This window comes from Paenibacillus oryzisoli, from assembly GCF_050467285.1.
Lineage (GTDB): Bacteria > Bacillota > Bacilli > Paenibacillales > NBRC-103111 > Paenibacillus_E > Paenibacillus_E oryzisoli_A.
In genome coordinates this window covers 79048-98913 of record NZ_JBCMUN010000007.1, presented here as the reverse complement: position 1 = coordinate 98913, position 19866 = coordinate 79048, and the positions used below count along the sequence as shown (strand labels likewise).

The following is a 19866-nucleotide window of genomic DNA, read 5'->3' as shown; positions in this document are numbered from 1 at the left end:
CTTTCTTAAACATTCATTGTAAGCGCTTTATTGAAAGGGGGGATGTGCACAAAAAAATCCGTCATCGTGTCAGCAGGTCAGTCGGTGTCAGTTTGGAAAATGTAGAAAGGGTGAATGTAATGTTAAGAGCGCAGAAAATGCTAGGCTCCAGAAAAATTTGGACGGCTGCGGTAGCCGCGTTATTTATTTTATTGTCATTCGGCGTTGCCACCGCTGCCAAAGCGGCTTCAGTTACCATGAATCCGGACCAAAGCGTATGGAATGATACTGAGGGGAATCCGATTTGGGCGCAAGGCGGCTGGATGATGAAGGAGGGAGATACCTTCCTGTGGTATGGCATGAATTATTCCGAATCGGGAGTCAAGAATGTCAACTTGCTTACATCCACCGACATGGTTCATTGGACGAAGCAAGCAAGTACGGTTCCAAGCGGGAAGGGGATCGTTGATTTTAGTACAATCAACCCCAAATTGGCTGAGCTCGAAGCGAATTATCCGCCTGAACAGAAAACAATACCTTTTGCATCTAGTCAATGGATTGGAAGACCTGTCGTTGCCTACAATAGCTCGACGTCCCAGTATGTCATGATCACAGAATGGAATACGTTCGATAAAAATATCGATGTCTTCGGACGAAATAAATTAGCGTTTTTCACAAGTTCTTCGGCCGAAGGTCCATTTACCTTTCAAAATTACATTGCGAGACCCAATGGATACAGCATGGGCGATTTAGGCTCGATTTTCACGGACGATGACGGCAGTACGTACCTTACGTTTACGGTGGATGCCGGCTCGAATTGGAACGGAGCCTTCCAGATGAGCAAGTTGACGTCCGACTATTTGGATATTGCGGAAAGCACGAAACATTTTGGATGGACGGAAGGAAATAAGGAGGCAACGACGTTAATCAAGCGAGGGTCCCAATATTATTTGTTCGCCTCGAAGACGAATGGTTTCAAATCGACGCCCTCATATTATTATACGACGACCAGCCTGAGTGGAACTTGGACATACAAATGGGATATTCTTACATCACCAACCTCCGGGAATTCCTTTGACACGCAGATCGATCAAATTCTTCCGCTCCAAGGAACGGAGGGAACGATGTATGTGTATCTGGGCGACCGTTGGACAAATAATGGGTTCAATGGCAGTACGGGAGTTGGCAGAAACGGTTGGTATCCGCTCACGTTCAGCGCTACGGGCGTGCCGACAATTCACGGTTATTCAAGCTGGACGATTGATACCGCCGCAGGAACGTGGAGTCCGCCGGTTGCGGCGCCGGAACCCGAATTACAGACATTGGTGTCCGATAACTTTGAAGATGGCGATGCACAGGGCTGGTCTGCGTCAAGCGGCAATTGGTCGGTTGTTGCGGATGCAACGTATGCCTACCAACAGTCCGCGAATACGGCTGCAGAGGCTGTTGCCGCGACGGGAGATGCCAACTGGACGAACTATGACGTACTGGCGGATATGACGCCGAAGTCGACAACAAGCGGGGCGGCGACAGGCATCATCGGCAGATATGCAGACAATAACAATTACTATTTGCTGCGCCTGAGCACGAATCAAGTTCAATTGCTCAAAAAGGTGAACGGTACATTTACGACGCTGGCTGCCAAGTCCTATACGGAGAACTTGAATACGGCCTACAGCCTCAAGCTTTCGATGCGAGGCAATACCCTTGTAGGTTCAGTGAATGGCATTGAAGAACTTACCGTTAACGATTCCTCGATCGCAGCCGGAAAAATCGGTCTCCGTGCCTACAACCAGCAGGCTGTGTTTGATAACATTCAAGTAAAGGGTGTTCCTGTTGAAGTGACCGTGGATAATAACGACCCGGGGCCGGCATTCGCAACAACGGGGGCCTGGACATCCAGCACTTTTGATTCGGGTTTTTACAACACGAATTATTTGAACGATGGGGCTGCCGCTGCCAACCCGGACAAATCCGCCGTGTGGACACCGACGATCACAGAGGCGGGAAATTACAAAGTCTATATGAGATGGCCGGCTTCTTCGAATCGCCCAACCGCGGCTCCGCTGGAAATCAAATATGGCGGCTTGTTGGATACATCTAAAACCGTAAATCAAACGATCAATGGCAGCACATGGGTGGAAGTCGGCACGTATGTCTTCACGGCCTCCGCAACAGAGAATGCCGTCAAAATTATAGCGTCCGCGCCGGGGTATACGATTGCCGATGCGGTGAAGTTTGTGAAACAGTAAATAGGGATGAACAGGATGAGCGGTAGAGGAGCGATCTTCTACTGCTTCTTTGTGCGAATCGTAGATTTCGTATTATTTTTTGTTGTTCTGCTGAATTTTATCGAATTTTCTTTCCCTTTATAATGATGAATAGAGAGAGGAGCAGAGATATGATAAAGCGACAACAGAGATTTTGGCATGAGTTGATAAAAAGTAGAACGTTGCTGCTCATGATATTGCCAACTGCGCTGCTATGTTTACTGTTTTCATACATCCCGATGGCCGGGATCGTCATCGCATTCAAGAAATACAATTACACAGGCGGTATTTTTGGAAGCCCGTGGGCAGGGCTAGACAACTTTAAGTTTTTCTTCCAGTCGGGCAACGCTTGGCTGGTGACCAGGAATACAGCGCTCTATAACCTCGGCTTCATCATCATCGGCAACCTGCTGCAAATTACGGCGGCGATTCTGCTGTTCGAAGTCGGCGGCAAATGGTTTCGTAAAATTATTCAATCCGCGATGTTTCTGCCATATTTCATCTCTTGGGTCGTCGTCGGTTCCATCGCTTACAGCTTTTTCAGCTATGACATCGGCACCGTCAACAACCTGTTGACCTCGCTCGGCATGGAGAAGGTCGACATCTACAACACGCCGGCGTATTGGCCTTACATTTTGCTCTTCTTCAACATCTGGAAGTCGCTCGGGTATGGCACGGTGATGTACCTCGCCGCCATCACGAGTATCGACACCGAAATGTATGAAGCGGCTGAAATCGATGGGGCGAACGTGTTTCAACGCATTTTCCATGTGACCTTCCCAAATCTGATGCCGACACTCACGATTCTCGTGCTGCTATCGATCGGTCACATCTTCCGCGGCGACTTCGGCATGTTCTACAACTTGATTGGCAACAACGGTATGCTGTTCTCGTCAACGGACGTCATTGATACATTTGTCTTCCGGCTGCTGATGACCACGAACGAGATCGGGATGTCTGCCGCGGCTGGCGTCTATCAATCGGTACTCGGTTTCGTCACAATTCTGTTAGTCAACTACGCCGTACGCAAATACGATAAAGACCGCGCTTTATTCTAAGGGGAGGGACAACTTATATGCACGCGACAGCCGTGAAACGCGGCCAACAGAAGGATAGGCTGTTTCTCTCCGCCATCGGATACGTCCTGCTGATTGTTATGGCCATTCTCTGTATCGTTCCGTTCTGGATCGTCTTGGCCTCGTCATTCAACGATGAGAACGAAATCCGATTGCACGGATACAGCCTGTTTCCGAAATTATTTTCAACAGAAGCCTATCGCATTATTTTTGAATTCCCTGAATCGATACTTAGGGCATATGGCGTTACCATCACGGTCACAGTCATCTCCACCGTACTCGGCTTGTTCCTGACGGCCATGACCGCTTACGTGCTGTGCCGCAAAGATTTCAAGTGGCGCAACCATTTCGCCTTTTACTTCTTCTTTACCACCTTGTTTAGCGGCGGGCTTGTCCCGTGGTACTTGCTCATCGTCAATTACCTGGATCTGAAAGATAAATTGATTGTACTGATCCTGCCGACGCTTGTGAACGTATTCAACATGCTGGTGATGAGGTCGTTCATGAACGGGATTCCCGATGCGATTTCCGAGTCAGCCAAAATCGATGGCGCCGGCGACTTCCGAATCTTTGTCAGTCTGATCCTTCCGCTTTCCAAGCCCGCGCTGGCGACGATCGGTCTGTTTATCGCACTCAGCCACTGGAACGATTGGTATATGGCCCTATTGTTTATTTCCGACGAGAAGCTCGTACCGCTGCAGTATTACCTGTATAAAATGCTCGGCAACCTGGAGGGCATGCGCGATGCCGTGCTGGGATCCGGTTCGGGCGTGACGGTCACGATTCCTGGTGAAAGCTTGAAAATGGCCATGACCGTCGTCGCTACAGGTCCGATCATACTTGCCTATCCGTTCATCCAAAAATATTTTGTAAAAGGATTAACGATCGGCGCCGTCAAGGGGTAATCTCAGGGCAACCTGGTTATCAATAAAAATACGACAACTGGAACAGAAAGGGGCTAGCAACACAATGACAACAAAGAAATCATGGGGGATTGTATTGACAAGTCTGTTGGCGGCATCCATGATGCTTAGCGCATGCGGCAGCAAAGACAGCAATTCGGGCACCGCAACAAGCACGCCGCAAGGCACGTCTTCTTCCAATTCGAAAGATACAGGGGCCGATACCTCGAAACCCGTTGAACTGAAAATGATCCTGCTCGGACCGAAACCGGTGGATTACGACTTGGTCTTCGGCGAAATTAACAAAGTCTTGAAGCAGAAAGTAAACGCTACCTTGCAAACGGAGTTCTTGGACTGGTCGGACTGGAAGCAGAAATATCCGCTTAAATTTGCGGCAAATGAAGATTTCGACCTCGTCTATACGGCGAACTGGGCTATGTATGCCGACCAAGCCAATAAAGGCGGCTTCCTCGAGCTGACTGACGATTTGCTTGCCAAATATGCGCCGCTGGCATGGAAATCCATGGACAAAGTTAAATGGGATCAAGCGAAAGTGAAGAACAAGCTGTATATGTTCCCTTATAACATTCCGAACGAATACAAGGAAAAGCTTCTCATTTACCGCGAAGACTTGCGTGAGAAGTACAACTTGCCGCCGATCACGGACGGAGCATCATTCGAGAAATTTACGGATGCCATTGTGAAAAATGAGAAAGGCGTTACCCCATTTGGCCCTACACTGGCGAGCATGAATGCGTTAGACACGCCGCTGCTGATGCAGAAGAACAACTGGAAGCCGATTGACGGAACACCGTTCGCAGTCAGCATTGGCGATGCATCGGGCAAAGTGTTTGATATTTACGATACACCGCAATTCAAAGAATTGCTCACGTACTACAAGAATCTTGCCGACAACGGAACATGGATGAGAGATGTATTGACTTATAAAGGAAGCCAGTCCGAGGACTTTAAGTCGGGTAAGATCGCGTCATTTTCACATACCTTATCTTCGGCAGTTTCAGCCGTGGCCGCTGTCAAAACCGCGCACCCTGACTGGAAAGTCGGCATCGCGGATATTGCACCGGACAGCAAGAAAACGATTGCTATTTCCACGCAAAACGGCATGTCCATCCACGCTTCGTCCAAATCGCCGGAGCGCGCGTTGATGGTGCTTGACCTGCTGCAAAACGATAAGCAGTTGCACGATCTGATGATGTACGGCATCGAAGGTACGCATTACACAGCTAACGGCAGCGATCTCTTTACCAAAACGGACAAATTCGGCAGTTTCAATACATTCACGAATTGGGGCTTCCAGTCACCGTTGAACCGCCAAGAGGCAACGTACCCGCAAGGAGCGAAAGACATCGAGAATAAATGGAAAGACCAGGTTACGCACTTCAAACTGGAAACGTTCGTATTCGATTCTACGAAAGTTTTGAATGAAGTTTCGAATGTCAGCAACGTCATGACGCGTTACGGTCTGCCGCTCGAATACGGTCTTATTAAAGATACAGACAAAGGCTTGGCCGACCTGCAAGCGCAGCTTAAAGCAGCGGGAATGGACAAAATTCAGGCCGAGCTTCAAAATCAAATCAACACGTTCCTGGCTGAAAATAAATAAGACAGGCCGAGAATACAGCAGCCCGAAAGATGCCCCTCAGTGGAGGGTGCCCTTCTTTCGGGCTTATTAATGACGAAAGAGGTTATCGATGATGAAGCATAAGCTTAGGTATACTCCGCCAGCCAACGGCTATCCGGAATGGAACAATAATCCTGACATTTTTGAGCTGAACCGAATGAAAGCACACGCGACCCTGATGCCTTTCGATTCCGTGGAGGAAGCGCTTAAGAATGACCGCCCGGCCTCCCGCAGTTACGCATCGCTGAACGGCACGTGGAAATTTGCTTGGGCGGCATCGCCGGCCAAACGCATCAGCAATTTCTATGAGGAGCGTTTCGATCATACGGGATGGGATGACATTCAGGTGCCTGGGCACTGGCAGCTGCAAGGGTACGATTACCCGCAGTATACAAATGTCCGCTATCCGTGGGAGACATCGGAACCTGAGCTTGCTCCCCCGTTCGCACCTACCATTTACAATCCTGTAGGCGCTTATGTCCGTACCTTCTCGGTGCCGGATCATTGGCAGGGACAGCCTGTCTTTATTAGCTTTCAAGGGGTGGAGTCGGCCTTCTACGTCTGGGTCAATGGCGAACTCGCAGGCTACAGCGAGGATACGTTTACACCGGCCGAATTCGATCTGACCCCTTATTTAAGAGCGGGCGAGAATACGCTTGCGGTCGAAGTATACCGGTGGTGCGACGCGAGCTGGCTGGAGGATCAGGACTTCTGGCGGCTGAGCGGTATTTTCCGCGATGTTTACGTGTACACGATCCCGAAGGCGCATGTGTATGATTTCTTCGTAACAACGGAGCTCGACGAAGCTTGCAAGGACGCGGCGCTTAACGTCAAAGCGACGCTGATGAATTACTGGGAAGCCGATTTGGGTTCCGTTACCTGTGAGATACAATTGTATGATGCCGAGCAGCAAGCTGTGTTTGGCATGCCGCTGAAAGTGACGACAACGCTTAACAGCGACATGGCCGAAGCGCAAGTTGAGGTATCGGCCCCTGTGGTCAATCCGCTGAAATGGAGCGCGGAGTCGCCGCATCTGTACATGCTTGTCATCAGCTTGAAGGATGAGAAGGGGAGGCTGCTCGAAGTCGTCAGTACGCAGGCCGGTTTTCGTCAATTCAAGATCCAGGATGGACTCATGCTTATCAACGGTCAGCGAATCGTGTTCAAAGGCGTTAATCGCCATGAGTTTTGCTTGGACGCCGGCCGCGTGATGAAGCTGGACGATATGGTGACGGACATTAAGCTGATGAAGGCACACAATATGAATGCGGTGCGCACTTCCCACTATCCGAACAATCCGCTCTGGTACGAGCTGTGCAACGAATACGGCTTGTATGTGATAGATGAGACTAATCTGGAGTCGCACGGCACCTGGAGCGGCGGTCAGACCGAACTGCTGCCGAATACGGTGCCGGGCAGCCATCCGGCTTGGACGGCGAACGTCATAGACCGGGCCAATTCCATGATGCAGCGGGATAAGAATCATCCTTCGATCGTCATGTGGTCGCTTGGCAATGAAGCGTTCGGCGGCGATAATTTCATCAAGATGCATGATTTCCTGCGCGAGGCGGATCCGACACGTGTTGTTCACTATGAAGGCGTTGTGAATTGGAAGGCATCGGCCGACGCAACAGATGTTGAAAGCTACATGTATATTAGGCCGGAGGGCTTGATTGCATATGCGAATGAAAAAGGGCAGAAAAAGCCGTACATCCTATGCGAGTACAGCCATGCGATGGGGAATTCCCTGGGCGGTTTGCATCTTTATACCGAGTTGTTTGACCGCTATCCGGTGCTGCAGGGCGGCTTTATATGGGACTGGGTCGACCAAAGTCTCTGGAAAACGGAAAAGGACGGCACAACTTATATGGCGTACGGTGGAGATTTCGGCGAAACGCCGCATTCCGGCAATTTCTGTGGCAACGGTCTGCTGCTTGCCGACAGATCCGTTTCACCGAAGCTGATCGAAGCCAAGAAATGCTATCAAAATATAAGCATTACCGAAGTCGATTGCGAACAAGGCATCTACAAGATGACCAATAAAAACCTGTTTACGGATCTGGATGCATACTTGCTCGAGTGGACGATTGCCGTAGACGGCGTTGTGTGCGCTGAAGGCAACCTGACCGTAGCGGTCGGGCCGCTTGAGAGTAAGGAGATCCAGCTTGCACTGCCTAAGCTTGAGCACAGCGGAGAAGCTGTGCTGACGATCAGCTTTGTGACCAAGAAAGCGGAGAAGTGGGCGGAAGCCGGTCATGAAGTGGCGTTCGAGCAATTCGTGCTGCCAGCTGCGGAGCCGGTTGTCGCGGTTATTGAACCTGTGCAGAGCGGCAGTCTGGTTCATGTATCCCTGGAAGCGGGCCGCTTGTCTGTACAGGGCGAGGGCTTCAGCGCCGGATTTGATACGGGGAGCGGCAGCTTGGTTTCCTATACCGTCGGCGGAAGCGAACTGCTCAAGAGCGCGCTCGAACCGAATTTCTGGCGCGCTTACACGGATAACGACCGCGGCAATAAGCAGCATGAGCGCTGTGCAACGTGGAGGCGTGCTGGCGAAGAACGCAAGCTCCGCTCGCTGCGTTGGGAGCCGCTTGCCGACCGTGTCATCGTACATGCCGCTTATGTGCTGCCAACAACCACGGAATCGGCCTGCGTCATGACGTATACCGTTTGGGGCAGCGGGGCGATCCGCGTGGAGCAGCAGCTCACGCCAGGCCGCAACCTGCCGGAAATTCCTGAAGTCGGCATCATGTTTAGCCTGGACAGCTCGTTTGCAGACCTGGCGTGGTACGGTAAAGGGCCGCATGAATCGTATTGGGATCGCCAGCTGAGCGCCAAAATTGGACTGCACCAGGGCAAAGTTGCCGAGCAATTCGTGCCTTATCTACGGCCGCAGGAGTGCGGCAACAAGATGGATGTTCGCCGCGCTGAACTATCGCATCCAAACGGCGCGCGGCTCCACCTTATCGGAGAGCCGACCTTTGAACTGAACGTGCTGCCTTATACGCCATTTGAGCTTGAAGCGCATGACCATGTCTATAAACTGCCGGCAAGCGACAAGACCGTTGTTCGGATCAACAATCGGCAAATGGGCGTTGGCGGCGATGATAGCTGGGGGTCGAAGCCACACCCGCAATTTCTGCTGCCGGCGGACAAGAGCTATTCCTTCAGCTTTACGCTGCAGGGGAAGGTTAACTAATTAGGATAAAGGAGCTAAGCACTTACAAGCGCTTAGCTCCTTTTATTTACCTGGTCGTCATCGCCTTGTGGACAGGAATATTCTTGCAGAAAAAAGTCGGTAATTGTAGAATAATGGATATTCATTAGGTGCTTTAGTACTATTCTGATCCGGAGGTGATTTGGTTGCGCGAGTTTCCTAATAGTAAACGGCTATCCTCCAATTCTCGTTCCGATAACTTGACGGCTCAGCGGGAAGGCGCACAGACGCCTGCGGCAACTGCCTTAATGTCAAGGCATGTGCTGCAACTGCAAAGAGAAGTTGGCAACAGAGCGGTTGGCCGAATGTTACGTGGGCATGTACAACAGTCTGCTCCTTCACAGATGCTGCAGAGAAAAGTTGTCCCATATCAAGTTGACGAGAACCATCAAGCACTAAGTGCGGTCAACGAATTTGCCGATGCTTTGGATGAAGCCGTCCAAAATGCGTGGAGGCTGGTTGTCAGCCGCCCGCTTAAAGATGAAGAGATTGTCGACGGGTATACACAGCGTTGGGCTGACCAATGGAAATTGTTGGACATGTCCACGGTGAATCTGGTTCCGGCGATGGCGGGGTACGCCATCGAATCCATTGCAACCAAACTGTTTATGCCTCCTGTTTATGGCGATCTGATGATAGAACTCCAAGCAACCCGAGGAAATACAAGACCTGACATTGTTTTGACGTATATGGGTCATGATATCGCTTGGTTCGATATTACGGCAGATAACAGCCAGGGTCATATTCAGGATAAGAATGGGGCTGGCTGGCAAAACAAGCCGTTTGTAGCAGAAATTTGCTATCCTTCTGTGGATGCCGCTTTTATCGCGTCCACGATGGAACAGTTTGAAGAATCCGGCGAGACGATAGACGTGGGAGATTTTACGGAACGGTACCTGTGGCGCAGATCGGAATGGCTGGCGAAGGCGCAAAAGTGGAAACCTGTTGTTCAGGAGTGGGTCCAGGAAGTTCCGATCAATTATTCAAGCTACTCTACCCGCAGGGCAGGATTGAAAGCAATTATGCATGACAAACTGGATAACAGCTTGACCGAAAAAGAAATGGCGAGCATTTTGCAATTTTGCAATCTCAACTACGGTACGTACGGGTTTAAGCGATCACCTGGGCAAGGGCCATATTGGAGCACACCTGTCCTCTCCTCCGTAGGAGCCGGGCTGCTGCAAGAATTTGAAGACATGCTGCCTCAGCCTTCTCAAGAAGAAATTATTGCCATGTATGAAGAGTTGACCGGGAAGACCGTAGACCACGAAAAAAACACAGCTATTGAAGAAGAATAAGAAGACGTGAGCAAGGATGCTGTACGGCGCGGATAAAGCGGCACAACGCCTGGTCACAATGCTGTAATTAACGTCCAGACCTGTACTCGCGGGGCGTCATCCCTTCATATTTTTTAAACTGGCGCATGAAATGGGTGTCGTTCTCGTATCCGCACAGATCGGCGATGGCGGCAACAGACAGCGAGCCGTTGTCGAGCAAATATTTGGCATACTCCAGTCTGCCGGTAATCATATCGTGGACGACGGAGCAGCCGAACAGTTCTTTATAAATATGCTGAAAATACGACTTGCTCAGATTCAGAGAAGCGGCGAGCGAGTCGACGGTGCGGTGGCGCTGCGGCGAGCTGTACAGCTCGCTTCGCAGTTCTTCGAACTGGCGGTAATAGCGCCTTGCTTTGTCGGCAGCGGCAGGCTTCTCCTGCAAGTTGCTGAGCTTCATGAACAGCGTGCGGATGTCGGCGTCGAGGATGGAATCGCACAGCGGACCGCCGGATCGCTTGGTGCTCTGCAATTCCATGACGTATCGGCCGATGAGATGCGGGTCGACGGCTGTGACCAGTTGATTCAGCGGAAAATTCACCTCTGCCAGAAACTCCTCCACCTGCGCACCTTCAAAATGAAACCAGTCGTTAATGAACGGCATCTCCATCTCCCGGTAGAGATGAGGCACGTTAGGGCTGAACAGGATGTAGGCATGCTTGGGCGCAGCGATGCGGCTGCCGTTCACGATGACTTCCGCCTGGCTTTTAAAAAACACAAACGCATAGTTCCCCGCCCCTGCCGTGCGATCAATGGTAATTCCGCTCGGGTGGATATAATTATAGCCGCAGCTTAATAAATTCATCAGCCTTCTCCTTCTGAAAAAGCACGATTGGTCAGTTTTTGAGCATGATAATTTATTGTACACAGCCATCGCACAAATTACCATAGAGACAGGAAGAAAACGCTTAATTCAGGAGATGAATGTTCGATGACATTGAAGGCATCTGTAATTGTAGATAAGGATTTTATCGTCGGCGAGGTGGACAAAAGGATTTACGGCTCGTTTATTGAGCATTTGGGTCGGGCGGTGTATAACGGCATTTATGAGCCGGGCCATAGCTCGGCGGATGAGCAGGGGCTGCGCGGCGATGTGCTAAGCCTCGTCAATGAACTGCAAGTGCCGATCGTCCGCTATCCCGGCGGAAACTTCGTATCCGGTTACAATTGGGAAGACAGCGTAGGCCCCGTCGCACAGAGGAAACACCGGCTGGAGCTGGCTTGGCGGACGATTGAAACGAATGAGTTCGGTTTCAACGAATTCGTGGATTGGGCGAGGAAGGCGAATACCGAAGTGATGATGGCCGTCAATCTCGGCACGCGAGGGGCGGATGCGGCGCGCAATATCGTGGAATACAGCAACCATTCAAGCGGCACGTACTGGAGTGACCTTCGCCGTCAGCATGGTTACGAGCAGCCGCACAATATCAAGGTTTGGTGCCTAGGCAACGAGATGGACGGGCCGTGGCAGATCGGCGCCAAGACGGCGGTGGAATACGGCCGGGCTGCGGCCGAAGCGGCCAAAGTGATGAAATGGGTCGACCCGACGCTGGAGCTTGTGGCTTGCGGCAGTTCCCACCTTGGGATGCCGACGTTTCCGGACTGGGAAGCGTCGGTTCTCGATCATACCTACGACCACGTCGACTATTTGTCGATGCATCAATACTACGGCAATCCGGACAACGACACACGGACGTTCCTGGCGCGCTCGGTAGAAATGGACGAATTTATCCGTACATTGGTAGCGACCTGCGACTTTGCCAAGGCGAAGAAGCGCAGCAAGAAAACGATGTATCTCTCGTTCGACGAATGGAACGTCTGGTTCCACTCGCACCAGAGCGATAAGCGGATTGAGCCGTGGAGCATTGCGCCGCCGCAGCTTGAAGACGTCTATACGCACGAAGATGCGCTGTTGGTCGGCTGCATGCTCATTACGCTGCTGAAACATGCGGATCGGGTCAAAATGGCGTGCCTGGCGCAGCTGGTCAACGTCATCGCGCCGATCATGACCTCCAACGGGGGTGGGGCTTGGCGGCAGACGATTTTTTATCCGTTCCTGCACGCTTCCGTCTATGGCCGCGGGAAAGCGCTCGTGCCGCTGATTCAGTCGCCGAAGTACGATACGAAGACGATTACCGATGTGCCGTATCTGGAATCCATTGCAGTATACAACGAGGAAGCGGGCGAGGTGACGGTTTTCGCGGTGAACCGCAGCTTGGAGGAAGCGTTGGCGCTGGAGGTTGATCTGCGCAGCTTCGGCAGCTGCCGTCTCATCGAGCATCTCGTGCTGCAGCATGAGGATTTGAAAGCCGTCAATACGGAGCATAATCCGGATAATGTAAAGCCGCATATGAACGGGAACGCCGCCGTTGACGGGCTCAAGATTAGCGCGCAGCTGGCCAAAGCGTCGTGGAACGTCATTCGTGTGAAGGTGTCATAAAACGACCTAGAGAAGATTAATCGGGGAGAACGATCATGTTCTAATGGAGTACTCCCCGACAAATCTTCTCTATTCTTTCTTCTTTCTGACAATAGCGACAACAAGCAATAGCAACGGAAAAATAATCGCGTAAGGCAGCGAGTAGGGAAAATCAATTTTAGCTCCAAAATTCATCGAATACGGAATATCCGGATAGGCAACAATGGAAAGCACAATCATAATCATGCCAAATGGCCAATACAATTGGCGGGCGTCTTTCATTTTGAACAATTCGGCGAACATCATCGTAGAGGCATAAAAGCAGACGGCCAGCTTAAAGTATATCGTTATAAACCAAATGCCAGCCATAATAACCTCTAATCTCTCCAGAAAAGTACCGATACTTATTTTTTTGGCCAAACTGTAACTGGGGTACATTTGACTTGCTGTTAGATCGGCACCCAAAACTAATATGGATAAAAGAGAGATGATGATCAACAGCATTCCACCGATCAGCGTTCCGACCAGAAATGCTTTCTTCGCTTTTTGAGAATTATTCACGAAAGGGAAGTACATTAAAAATACAACAAGTTCCATATAAGGTGTACTTAAAACGGGGATTGTCGCACGCAAGATCGGTTTCATGCCGTAGCCAAACACAGGCGTTAGATTTCTCCATTCAAAATTGGGCGGCAGTAGTACAACCATTATGAAAAAAAAGAACATTACCCAGGGCAAAAATATTTCCGCCGTTCGGGTGAACGTCTCAAGTCCGTTGCGAATTCCCATAATGATAACGACTAAAAAAAAGATATGAACGAATTGGATCGGTGTGTTGGGCAATACTTGGGTCGTTATAAAGTCGCCTAAATTTCGCAGTACAAGCGCGGAGAGGATGAAAAAATAACAAAAATAAAGAAAAGAGATGGCGCCTCCAAGCCACTTACCGAGGATCGCTTGACTATAATGGACGAAAGTCGTTTTTGGAAATCGGGTTGTAATCCTATTATACAGGGCGACCATCAACAAACCGCCAATTAACCCTGTCGCTGAAGCGATCCATGCATCCTGCTTGGCTTCATGAGCAATGCCAGCAGGTGCAATCAGAATAGAACTTCCCACAGTAAAAAGAATGGCTAAAATGGTGAATTGATGAACACCGATCTTCCCTTTTTCCAGCATATCTACTTCACCTCTATGTAAGCATGCCAAAAATAAAATCACTGATTGGTTTATGAACAGCGATGATCCAATCAAGCGGATTTGGCAAATGGATTCGAATTTCCTGTAAAATACTGAGGGTTACTCCGATGACCAAAAGGACTAAAAACATGCAAAGCTCCTTGATAAGCTTCTTTCTAACAAGATTAGGAGCCTCCAGACAGGTAATAATTCCACCAACGATAAGAATGCTTGAAATGGTCCACACGGAGCAACTCACTCCTTTCGTTCAAGCAAAGAATTGTTTGTCGTTCCCAGTCTTCGGATTTGCACATCCACATGGACCGAAACCTCCAAATCAGCGAAATATTGGTCCCAATCTTTTCTAAAGACTTTCCACGCCCCAGGATTGACGTCTTCAATAGCCTCTCCAAATCCAAAAATATCCGCCTTGTTTTTTTTGGCTTTTTGAATCGTGGCCTCCAAGATATTCGTCAATTTTTCTACAGCAAGCTGTTCTAGCTGCAGAATTGTTTCCGGTTTAGTCAAGTCAATTTTACATTGAACCTCTCCAACATTTTCTTCAGAATAAAGAGAAACCGTAATTTTGGGCTTTCCTCTAACAACTTCACCCTTAATATTTGATTTGGTTCGAACCACCTCTACGGCGATCTTTCCACCTTGAGGACATGCCATATGGCCAACCGAATTTTTCACGTTTCCCATGATGTAGTTATAGCCCTTGCTTTCTTCATCCGTTAACCAATCGACCAGCTTGTCCTGCTTAAAAAGGGCTACGCCCGGAACCATTAAATTGGCATAGGCTTTGGAACGGCTCATATTTCTTTTCGTTTTTCCTGTTTCTTGATCGCCTACAATTTGAATGCCGGTGATCACAGGCTCTTTGGTTGGATTGGATAAATCGGCCAAAATTTTATCTAAAGGCATGTTGACCGTCGGGGCCCAGACTTTTTCAGATAACTCCAGTGTTTTGTAAATCTTATTGGCTGGAATCTTTTCCGTAGGCATCAAAATCTCAAGTACATTTTCTGCGCTGGTTCCCTTGGCAATAATCAATTGAAAATCTGTGCGGAATTCGCGATTTCTGGACAAGCCATCCATCACATTCTCTACGCCTTGATGAGCCAACTCTTCACCAATCACTAATACACGGAGATGAGAGGTGTAAATTCTTCGGGGTGCAACGGTACTTAACTTTCTTAACGCTTCGGAAATGGTTGACTCTGTTGCCGTTAAAATGCTTACGGGGGTACTATACCCCGCACCGCCTTTACTTGAAGCGACTTCACCGGCATTGACGATCTGCGCAGTGACCCGTATGTTATCGCCGCTTTTGTCTAATCCGATTCCGACTACAATGGCAAGCTCATTCAATTCCCGCCGATCCCAGCAGCCTGTGAGCACAAGCGAGGCAATCAACAGAAGGCATACAACTTGACATTTTTTCTTCATGGTCCGTGCTCCTTCAAGGTCTTCTCGATGCTGGTTTCGTCGTTGGAGCATTATTTTCCCGAATGTTATTTTTGGAGCTGATGAACCGCGGCCTTGCAAATAACCCCCATTGAGGCAACCGCAAAATGGTATCTTTCTGATCCGCCCAAATAAACGGAGCCATAGGAGCCATATAAGGAACACCGAATGAGCGCAGGCTGCACAAATGTTGGACGATGCCGATTAAACCGACCGTTACGCCAAACAAACCGAAAGACGCTGCTAACAACATAAGAATAAATCGTAAAATACGGATAGAAATCCCCATGTTAAAAGAAGGAATGACAAAATTCGAAATTGCCGTGATGGCTACGATGATAACCATACCTGGCGATACCAATCCTGCCTCAACGGCGGCTTGTCCGATGACTAGGGCACCAACGATGGACACCGCTTGTCCCACCGCTTTGGGGAGTCTCACCCCGGCTTCACGCAGAATTTCAAACGTGATCTCCATAATGAGGGCTTCAACAAAAGCGGGGAATGGAATGCCCTCACGCTGGGCAGCTAAACTCAATAACAAGGAGCTGGGCAGTAATTCTTGATGAAACGTTGTAATCGATATGTAGAGAGAGGGCGCCAGTAAGGAAATAAAGAAGCAAATATATCTTAAAATGCGTATTAACGTAGCGAATTCGGCACGCTGATAATAATCTTCTGCAGATTGATAAAACTGTACAAAAAGGGCAGGTGCCAACAGGACAAAAGGCGTGCCATCTACAAGGATGGCGACTCGCCCTTCGAGCAAGCCAGCCGCTATGACATCGGGCCGTTCCGAATTATACAAAGTGGGGAACGGGGTAAAGGTTTCGTCCTGGATCAGTTCTTCTATATTTCCACTTTCTAATATGCCGTCAATATCAATTCTTTGAAGTCGTTCATTCACTTCTGCAATAAGCTTGTCATTTACAATGCCGTTAATATACATAACCCCAATTGAAGTTTGCGTTACTCTACCAATCGTCATGGTCTCCAACCACAGATTAGGGGATTTAATTTTTTTCCGAATTAAGGAGATATTTGTACTTATGGATTCATTGAAGCCTTCTCGAGGTCCTTTGACAACAGACTGCGTCATGGGTTCCTCTACGGCACGATTGTTCCCGCCTATGGTATTAACCGCTAAACCATAAGGATATCCCTCAACTAAAATAACGGTTTCACCTGACAAGATGGAAGCGTATAAGGCTGTATAGTCAAAAATCGTTTTTGTATTCCCGGTACCAGGCAAGTAATTTTTAATCATTTTTATTTGATCAGTTGAGGCAGTTGACAGTTCTTCGGTTAAATCTTTACTTCTATCTAGTAGGGCTTTGGTTAATTCTTGCACAGAAGTTGATCTCGTTAATCCAGTCATATAAATAAATCCTATTTTGCATGCCAATATCGGGTCAATGCCTAGAACTATGTCTTCAATAACGACATCTGTACTGTGACCAAAATCATTCTTTATCTTCGTAAAATTCGTATCTAAATGGGAGTCAAGTCGTTCCTCTTCACCTGGTGCCCCTTGCTTATCATTGACGGAATTTGACCGTTCACGGTTAAAAATAGCCTGCAGTGTCTTGATGATCTTACCCATAACAGTCGCTCCAAACGTGTTTATGTGTAATACTTACCAAAGGAATATACGTTTATACCGGCAAGTAAATATTTTTGCAAAAGCGGTAAAAAGAAGCGTATCCGTGCGTTCATTCTTTTGGATATGATTGGGAATGTAAGCGATATCATATTTGAGGAGGAATGGAATGATGATTGCTGGGAACAAAAGGCTGCCGCTCACACTCGCCCTGCTGCTTGCCGTTTCACTGATGCTGCTCAGCGTGTTGGGGCTGGGTAAGCCGCAGGCCGCGGAGGCGGCAACCAGTTCGTTTAAAGGCGTGAACTGGGCAGACTCCAGGGATAACTTCGTGAACGGGGTGCTGTATGTGTCAGGTCTCAGCTCGACAGATACGTATGCCTCAGCGTCGACAGTGGCGGATCGGGTTGTCGGCCAATTCGTGTCTACGCTTGGCGCCAACACGGTGCGCATGCCGATCAATGAATCGACGGTGTCCAGTTATTGGGGCACCTATACCGGGGCGATCGACAAGGCGATCACCAAGGGGAACGTTATTCTTGCGTACTGGGCGTACAGCAATGGGAAGCCGGCTAACATGACCGATTTCTGGAACATGTGGACGACGGTCGTGAACAAGTATGGCAGCAATGCCAACGTGTATTTTGAAGTCATTAACGAGCCGTACGGCTACAGCAACACGGACTTGAACAACATGTACAACGACTGGTTGACGAAGTACGCCAGCGTGCCAAAGGGCAGGGTCATTCTGGATGGCGCTGGCTATGCGCAGAACGCTTCTGTGCCTGGTGGAGATTCGCGTCTGAACAACACGCTGCTAGCCGTGCACGACTATGCGTTCTTCGTTGGTACGCCTTATATGAGCGAAGCCCAGTGGGCCGATCATCTTAAAGGTTATGTGGGCAGCTACGCGTCTCGCACGATCATGACGGAGTGGGGCGCGATGATGCAGGCGGGCTTCAGCTCCAGGTACAATGTTACGTATCCGCTGCAGGACTACACGACGCCGGGCGGATCGCTCTGGGTCAGCTATGTGCGAGGCATCAGCAATCAGCTTCGATCATGGGGGATGGGCAGCATCTACTGGCCGGGATTGCGTGACGGTGACGGCTACAGCATGACGACCAAATCCGGCAGCGGCTCCAGCATCAACCTGACCGTGAACAACGCAACCGGGCTGAACCGCCTCCAGTATGCGTGGGGAATGGGCGCGAACGATCCGACGGTCATTTATGTGAAAGTCAAGAATGCCGCAACCGGCTTGTACATCGATGGTATGGGCCGCACGACGAACGGCTCCGCAGCTGGCCAGTACGCCGGCGGCAGCAGTACGAACCAACAGTGGGCGCTTGAGCCGTCAGGCTACAACTACAAGCTCAAGAACCGTGCTACCGGCCTCTATCTGGACGGTATGGGCCGTACGACGAACGGCAGCGCAACTGGCCAATACAGCGCCAGCTCATCGAACAATCAAATCTGGCAGCTCGTCGCCTCCGGCGCCAACGTCAGTTTTAAAAATGTCGCCACCGGCCTGTACCTGGACGGCATGGGCCGCACGACAAACGGCAGCGATCTCGGGCAATATGCAAGCAGCGGCAGCACGAACCAGCAGTGGCAGCTCGTCAGTCCTTGACCGATTCAGCATCATAGTAAAAGGAGTGCGCTTGCAGCACAGTTGCTGCAAGCGCACTCCTTTTTGATGCAGTAATTAAGCTTTGAGCGCGTTCAAACGCTCTTCCAAACGATCCCAAGTTTCTGTGATACCTTGCATCATGCCCATATCGATGACAGCTTTCAGCGACTCGGCGGAAGCGTACACGCCGCGGTTAACGAGCTTGGTCGTGCCGTTGCCCAGGTCGATAAACTCCAGCGTAACTTCTGTCGAAGGCATGGCATCGTTCACATTGCCTTCCGCGTCCGAGAAGAAGTCGACGTAGACGATTTTGTCTGGTTCGACCATCTCTTTGTAGATAGCTTTGCCCCAAGATTCCATGCCATAGAAGTCGCCCTGATTCGGGTCAGCGCACTTCATGCAGTAGTGCCACACGCCGCCTGGACGAAAATCGACGTTGCATACCGGTATTTCCCAACCGCGCGGCCCCCACCAGTGTTTGAGATGCTCAGCTTCCTTAAACATGCTGTAGACCAGCTCGCGAGGCGCCTCGAACGTGCGCTCCAGTACCAGTACCCGATCATTTTCTACGCGTGAAACCATAGTGTTGTTAGCCATTGTAAATCCTCCTTTAAGTGGTTGGGTTATCTTCCTTTTTGGTTTTGTTCTGCACTTCGCGCAAATAGGCGTCCAGCTTATCGTATCGTTCACTCATAAGACGAGTGAACGATTGGGCCCAGGACTCCAGCGCTTGAAACGGTTCGGGCCGAAGCTTGTAAATCCGGCGATTGGCGTCCGCCTGCACGACCACAATCCCATGCTCGCTCAGCGCCTTCAGATGCTTGGAGGCTTGGGGCTGGCGCATCTCAAGCCGCTCGGCAATTTCCCCTACCGTGAGGGGGCCAGCGCGCAAGAGCTCGACGATTCGCATGCGATTCGGTTCAGCCAGCACGCTAAGCGTGTTCATGTCCATGCCCGTATCGTTGCCTGCCATGCCGCTCACCTCGATGAATCTCAACTTTCTTGTGACTGTTTCTTCTTGATAGTTACAATATACCTTAAGGGGAATATTCCTGTCAAGGAATATTAAAGAAATTCGCAAAGGCGTTTCCTCCGTGCATTATGGTATAATTTTACCTAAGTGACGGAAGCGGAGGTTGAGA

15 protein-coding genes are annotated in these 19866 nt (G+C 49.8%); 8 read left to right on the top strand and 7 right to left on the bottom strand.

Annotated elements, in window-relative coordinates; all coding sequences use genetic code 11:
• Nucleotides 1–119: 119 nt before the first annotated feature.
• From ABE504_RS13090 to ABE504_RS13065, 6 genes are all read left to right on the top strand, one after another.
• Nucleotides 120–2231, top strand: coding sequence for a hypothetical protein (locus ABE504_RS13090; protein WP_430088888.1), 2112 nt, complete (start codon nt 120–122; stop codon nt 2229–2231).
• A gap of 149 nt (nt 2232–2380) precedes the next feature.
• On the top strand, nt 2381–3307 hold the full coding sequence (locus ABE504_RS13085) for an ABC transporter permease (RefSeq protein WP_430088885.1): 927 nt from the start codon (nt 2381–2383) through the stop codon (nt 3305–3307).
• A 17-nt stretch (nt 3308–3324) separates the two neighbouring features.
• Entirely contained in the window at nt 3325–4230 is a 906-nt protein-coding gene (locus ABE504_RS13080; protein WP_430088882.1) for a carbohydrate ABC transporter permease, read from the top strand.
• A 64-nt stretch (nt 4231–4294) separates the two neighbouring features.
• Complete coding sequence (locus ABE504_RS13075; protein ID WP_430088881.1) at nt 4295–5851, top strand: ABC transporter substrate-binding protein; 1557 nt, start codon at nt 4295–4297, stop codon at nt 5849–5851.
• 91 nt (nt 5852–5942) lie between these two features.
• Entirely contained in the window at nt 5943–9065 is a 3123-nt protein-coding gene (locus tag ABE504_RS13070; protein ID WP_430088879.1) for a glycoside hydrolase family 2 TIM barrel-domain containing protein, read from the top strand.
• A gap of 164 nt (nt 9066–9229) precedes the next feature.
• Entirely contained in the window at nt 9230–10381 is a 1152-nt protein-coding gene (locus ABE504_RS13065) for a hypothetical protein (RefSeq protein ID WP_430088876.1), read from the top strand.
• Nucleotides 10382–10448: 67 nt separating this feature from the next.
• On the opposite strand, the gene ABE504_RS13060 is transcribed toward ABE504_RS13065, so the two are convergent.
• Nucleotides 10449–11225, bottom strand: coding sequence for a helix-turn-helix domain-containing protein (locus ABE504_RS13060; RefSeq protein ID WP_430088873.1), 777 nt, complete (start codon nt 11223–11225; stop codon nt 10449–10451).
• A gap of 126 nt (nt 11226–11351) precedes the next feature.
• On the opposite strand from ABE504_RS13060, the gene ABE504_RS13055 reads away from it, so the two are divergent.
• Nucleotides 11352–12860 (top strand): alpha-N-arabinofuranosidase, encoded by a 1509-nt coding sequence (locus tag ABE504_RS13055; protein ID WP_430088870.1) that lies wholly within the window; start codon nt 11352–11354, stop codon nt 12858–12860.
• A 69-nt stretch (nt 12861–12929) separates the two neighbouring features.
• Here the strand turns inward: ABE504_RS13055 and ABE504_RS13050 are convergent, their stop codons facing one another.
• Genes ABE504_RS13050 through ABE504_RS13035 form a run of 4 tightly spaced genes read right to left on the bottom strand, consistent with a single transcriptional unit; the run spans nt 12930 to nt 17094 of the window.
• On the bottom strand, nt 12930–14021 hold the full coding sequence (locus ABE504_RS13050; protein ID WP_430088868.1) for a GerAB/ArcD/ProY family transporter: 1092 nt from the start codon (nt 14019–14021) through the stop codon (nt 12930–12932).
• A gap of 13 nt (nt 14022–14034) precedes the next feature.
• On the bottom strand, nt 14035–14268 hold the full coding sequence (locus ABE504_RS13045; RefSeq protein WP_430088865.1) for a hypothetical protein: 234 nt from the start codon (nt 14266–14268) through the stop codon (nt 14035–14037).
• A gap of 8 nt (nt 14269–14276) precedes the next feature.
• A complete protein-coding gene (locus tag ABE504_RS13040; RefSeq protein ID WP_430088862.1) occupies nt 14277–15473 on the bottom strand; it encodes a Ger(x)C family spore germination protein in 1197 nt (398 codons plus the stop codon).
• Between the two features lie 13 nt (nt 15474–15486).
• Nucleotides 15487–17094, bottom strand: coding sequence for a spore germination protein (locus tag ABE504_RS13035; protein WP_430088859.1), 1608 nt, complete (start codon nt 17092–17094; stop codon nt 15487–15489).
• 166 nt (nt 17095–17260) lie between these two features.
• Between ABE504_RS13035 and ABE504_RS13030 the strand changes: the two genes are divergently transcribed.
• Nucleotides 17261–18724, top strand: a complete 1464-nt coding sequence (locus tag ABE504_RS13030; protein WP_430088856.1) for an RICIN domain-containing protein — start codon at nt 17261–17263, stop codon at nt 18722–18724.
• Nucleotides 18725–18799: 75 nt separating this feature from the next.
• Here the strand turns inward: ABE504_RS13030 and ABE504_RS13025 are convergent, their stop codons facing one another.
• Both ABE504_RS13025 and ABE504_RS13020 read right to left on the bottom strand, forming a co-directional pair.
• Complete coding sequence (locus tag ABE504_RS13025) at nt 18800–19321, bottom strand: SRPBCC domain-containing protein (protein ID WP_430088853.1); 522 nt, start codon at nt 19319–19321, stop codon at nt 18800–18802.
• A 13-nt stretch (nt 19322–19334) separates the two neighbouring features.
• Complete coding sequence (locus ABE504_RS13020; protein ID WP_430088850.1) at nt 19335–19697, bottom strand: ArsR/SmtB family transcription factor; 363 nt, start codon at nt 19695–19697, stop codon at nt 19335–19337.
• Nucleotides 19698–19866: the final 169 nt, after the last annotated feature.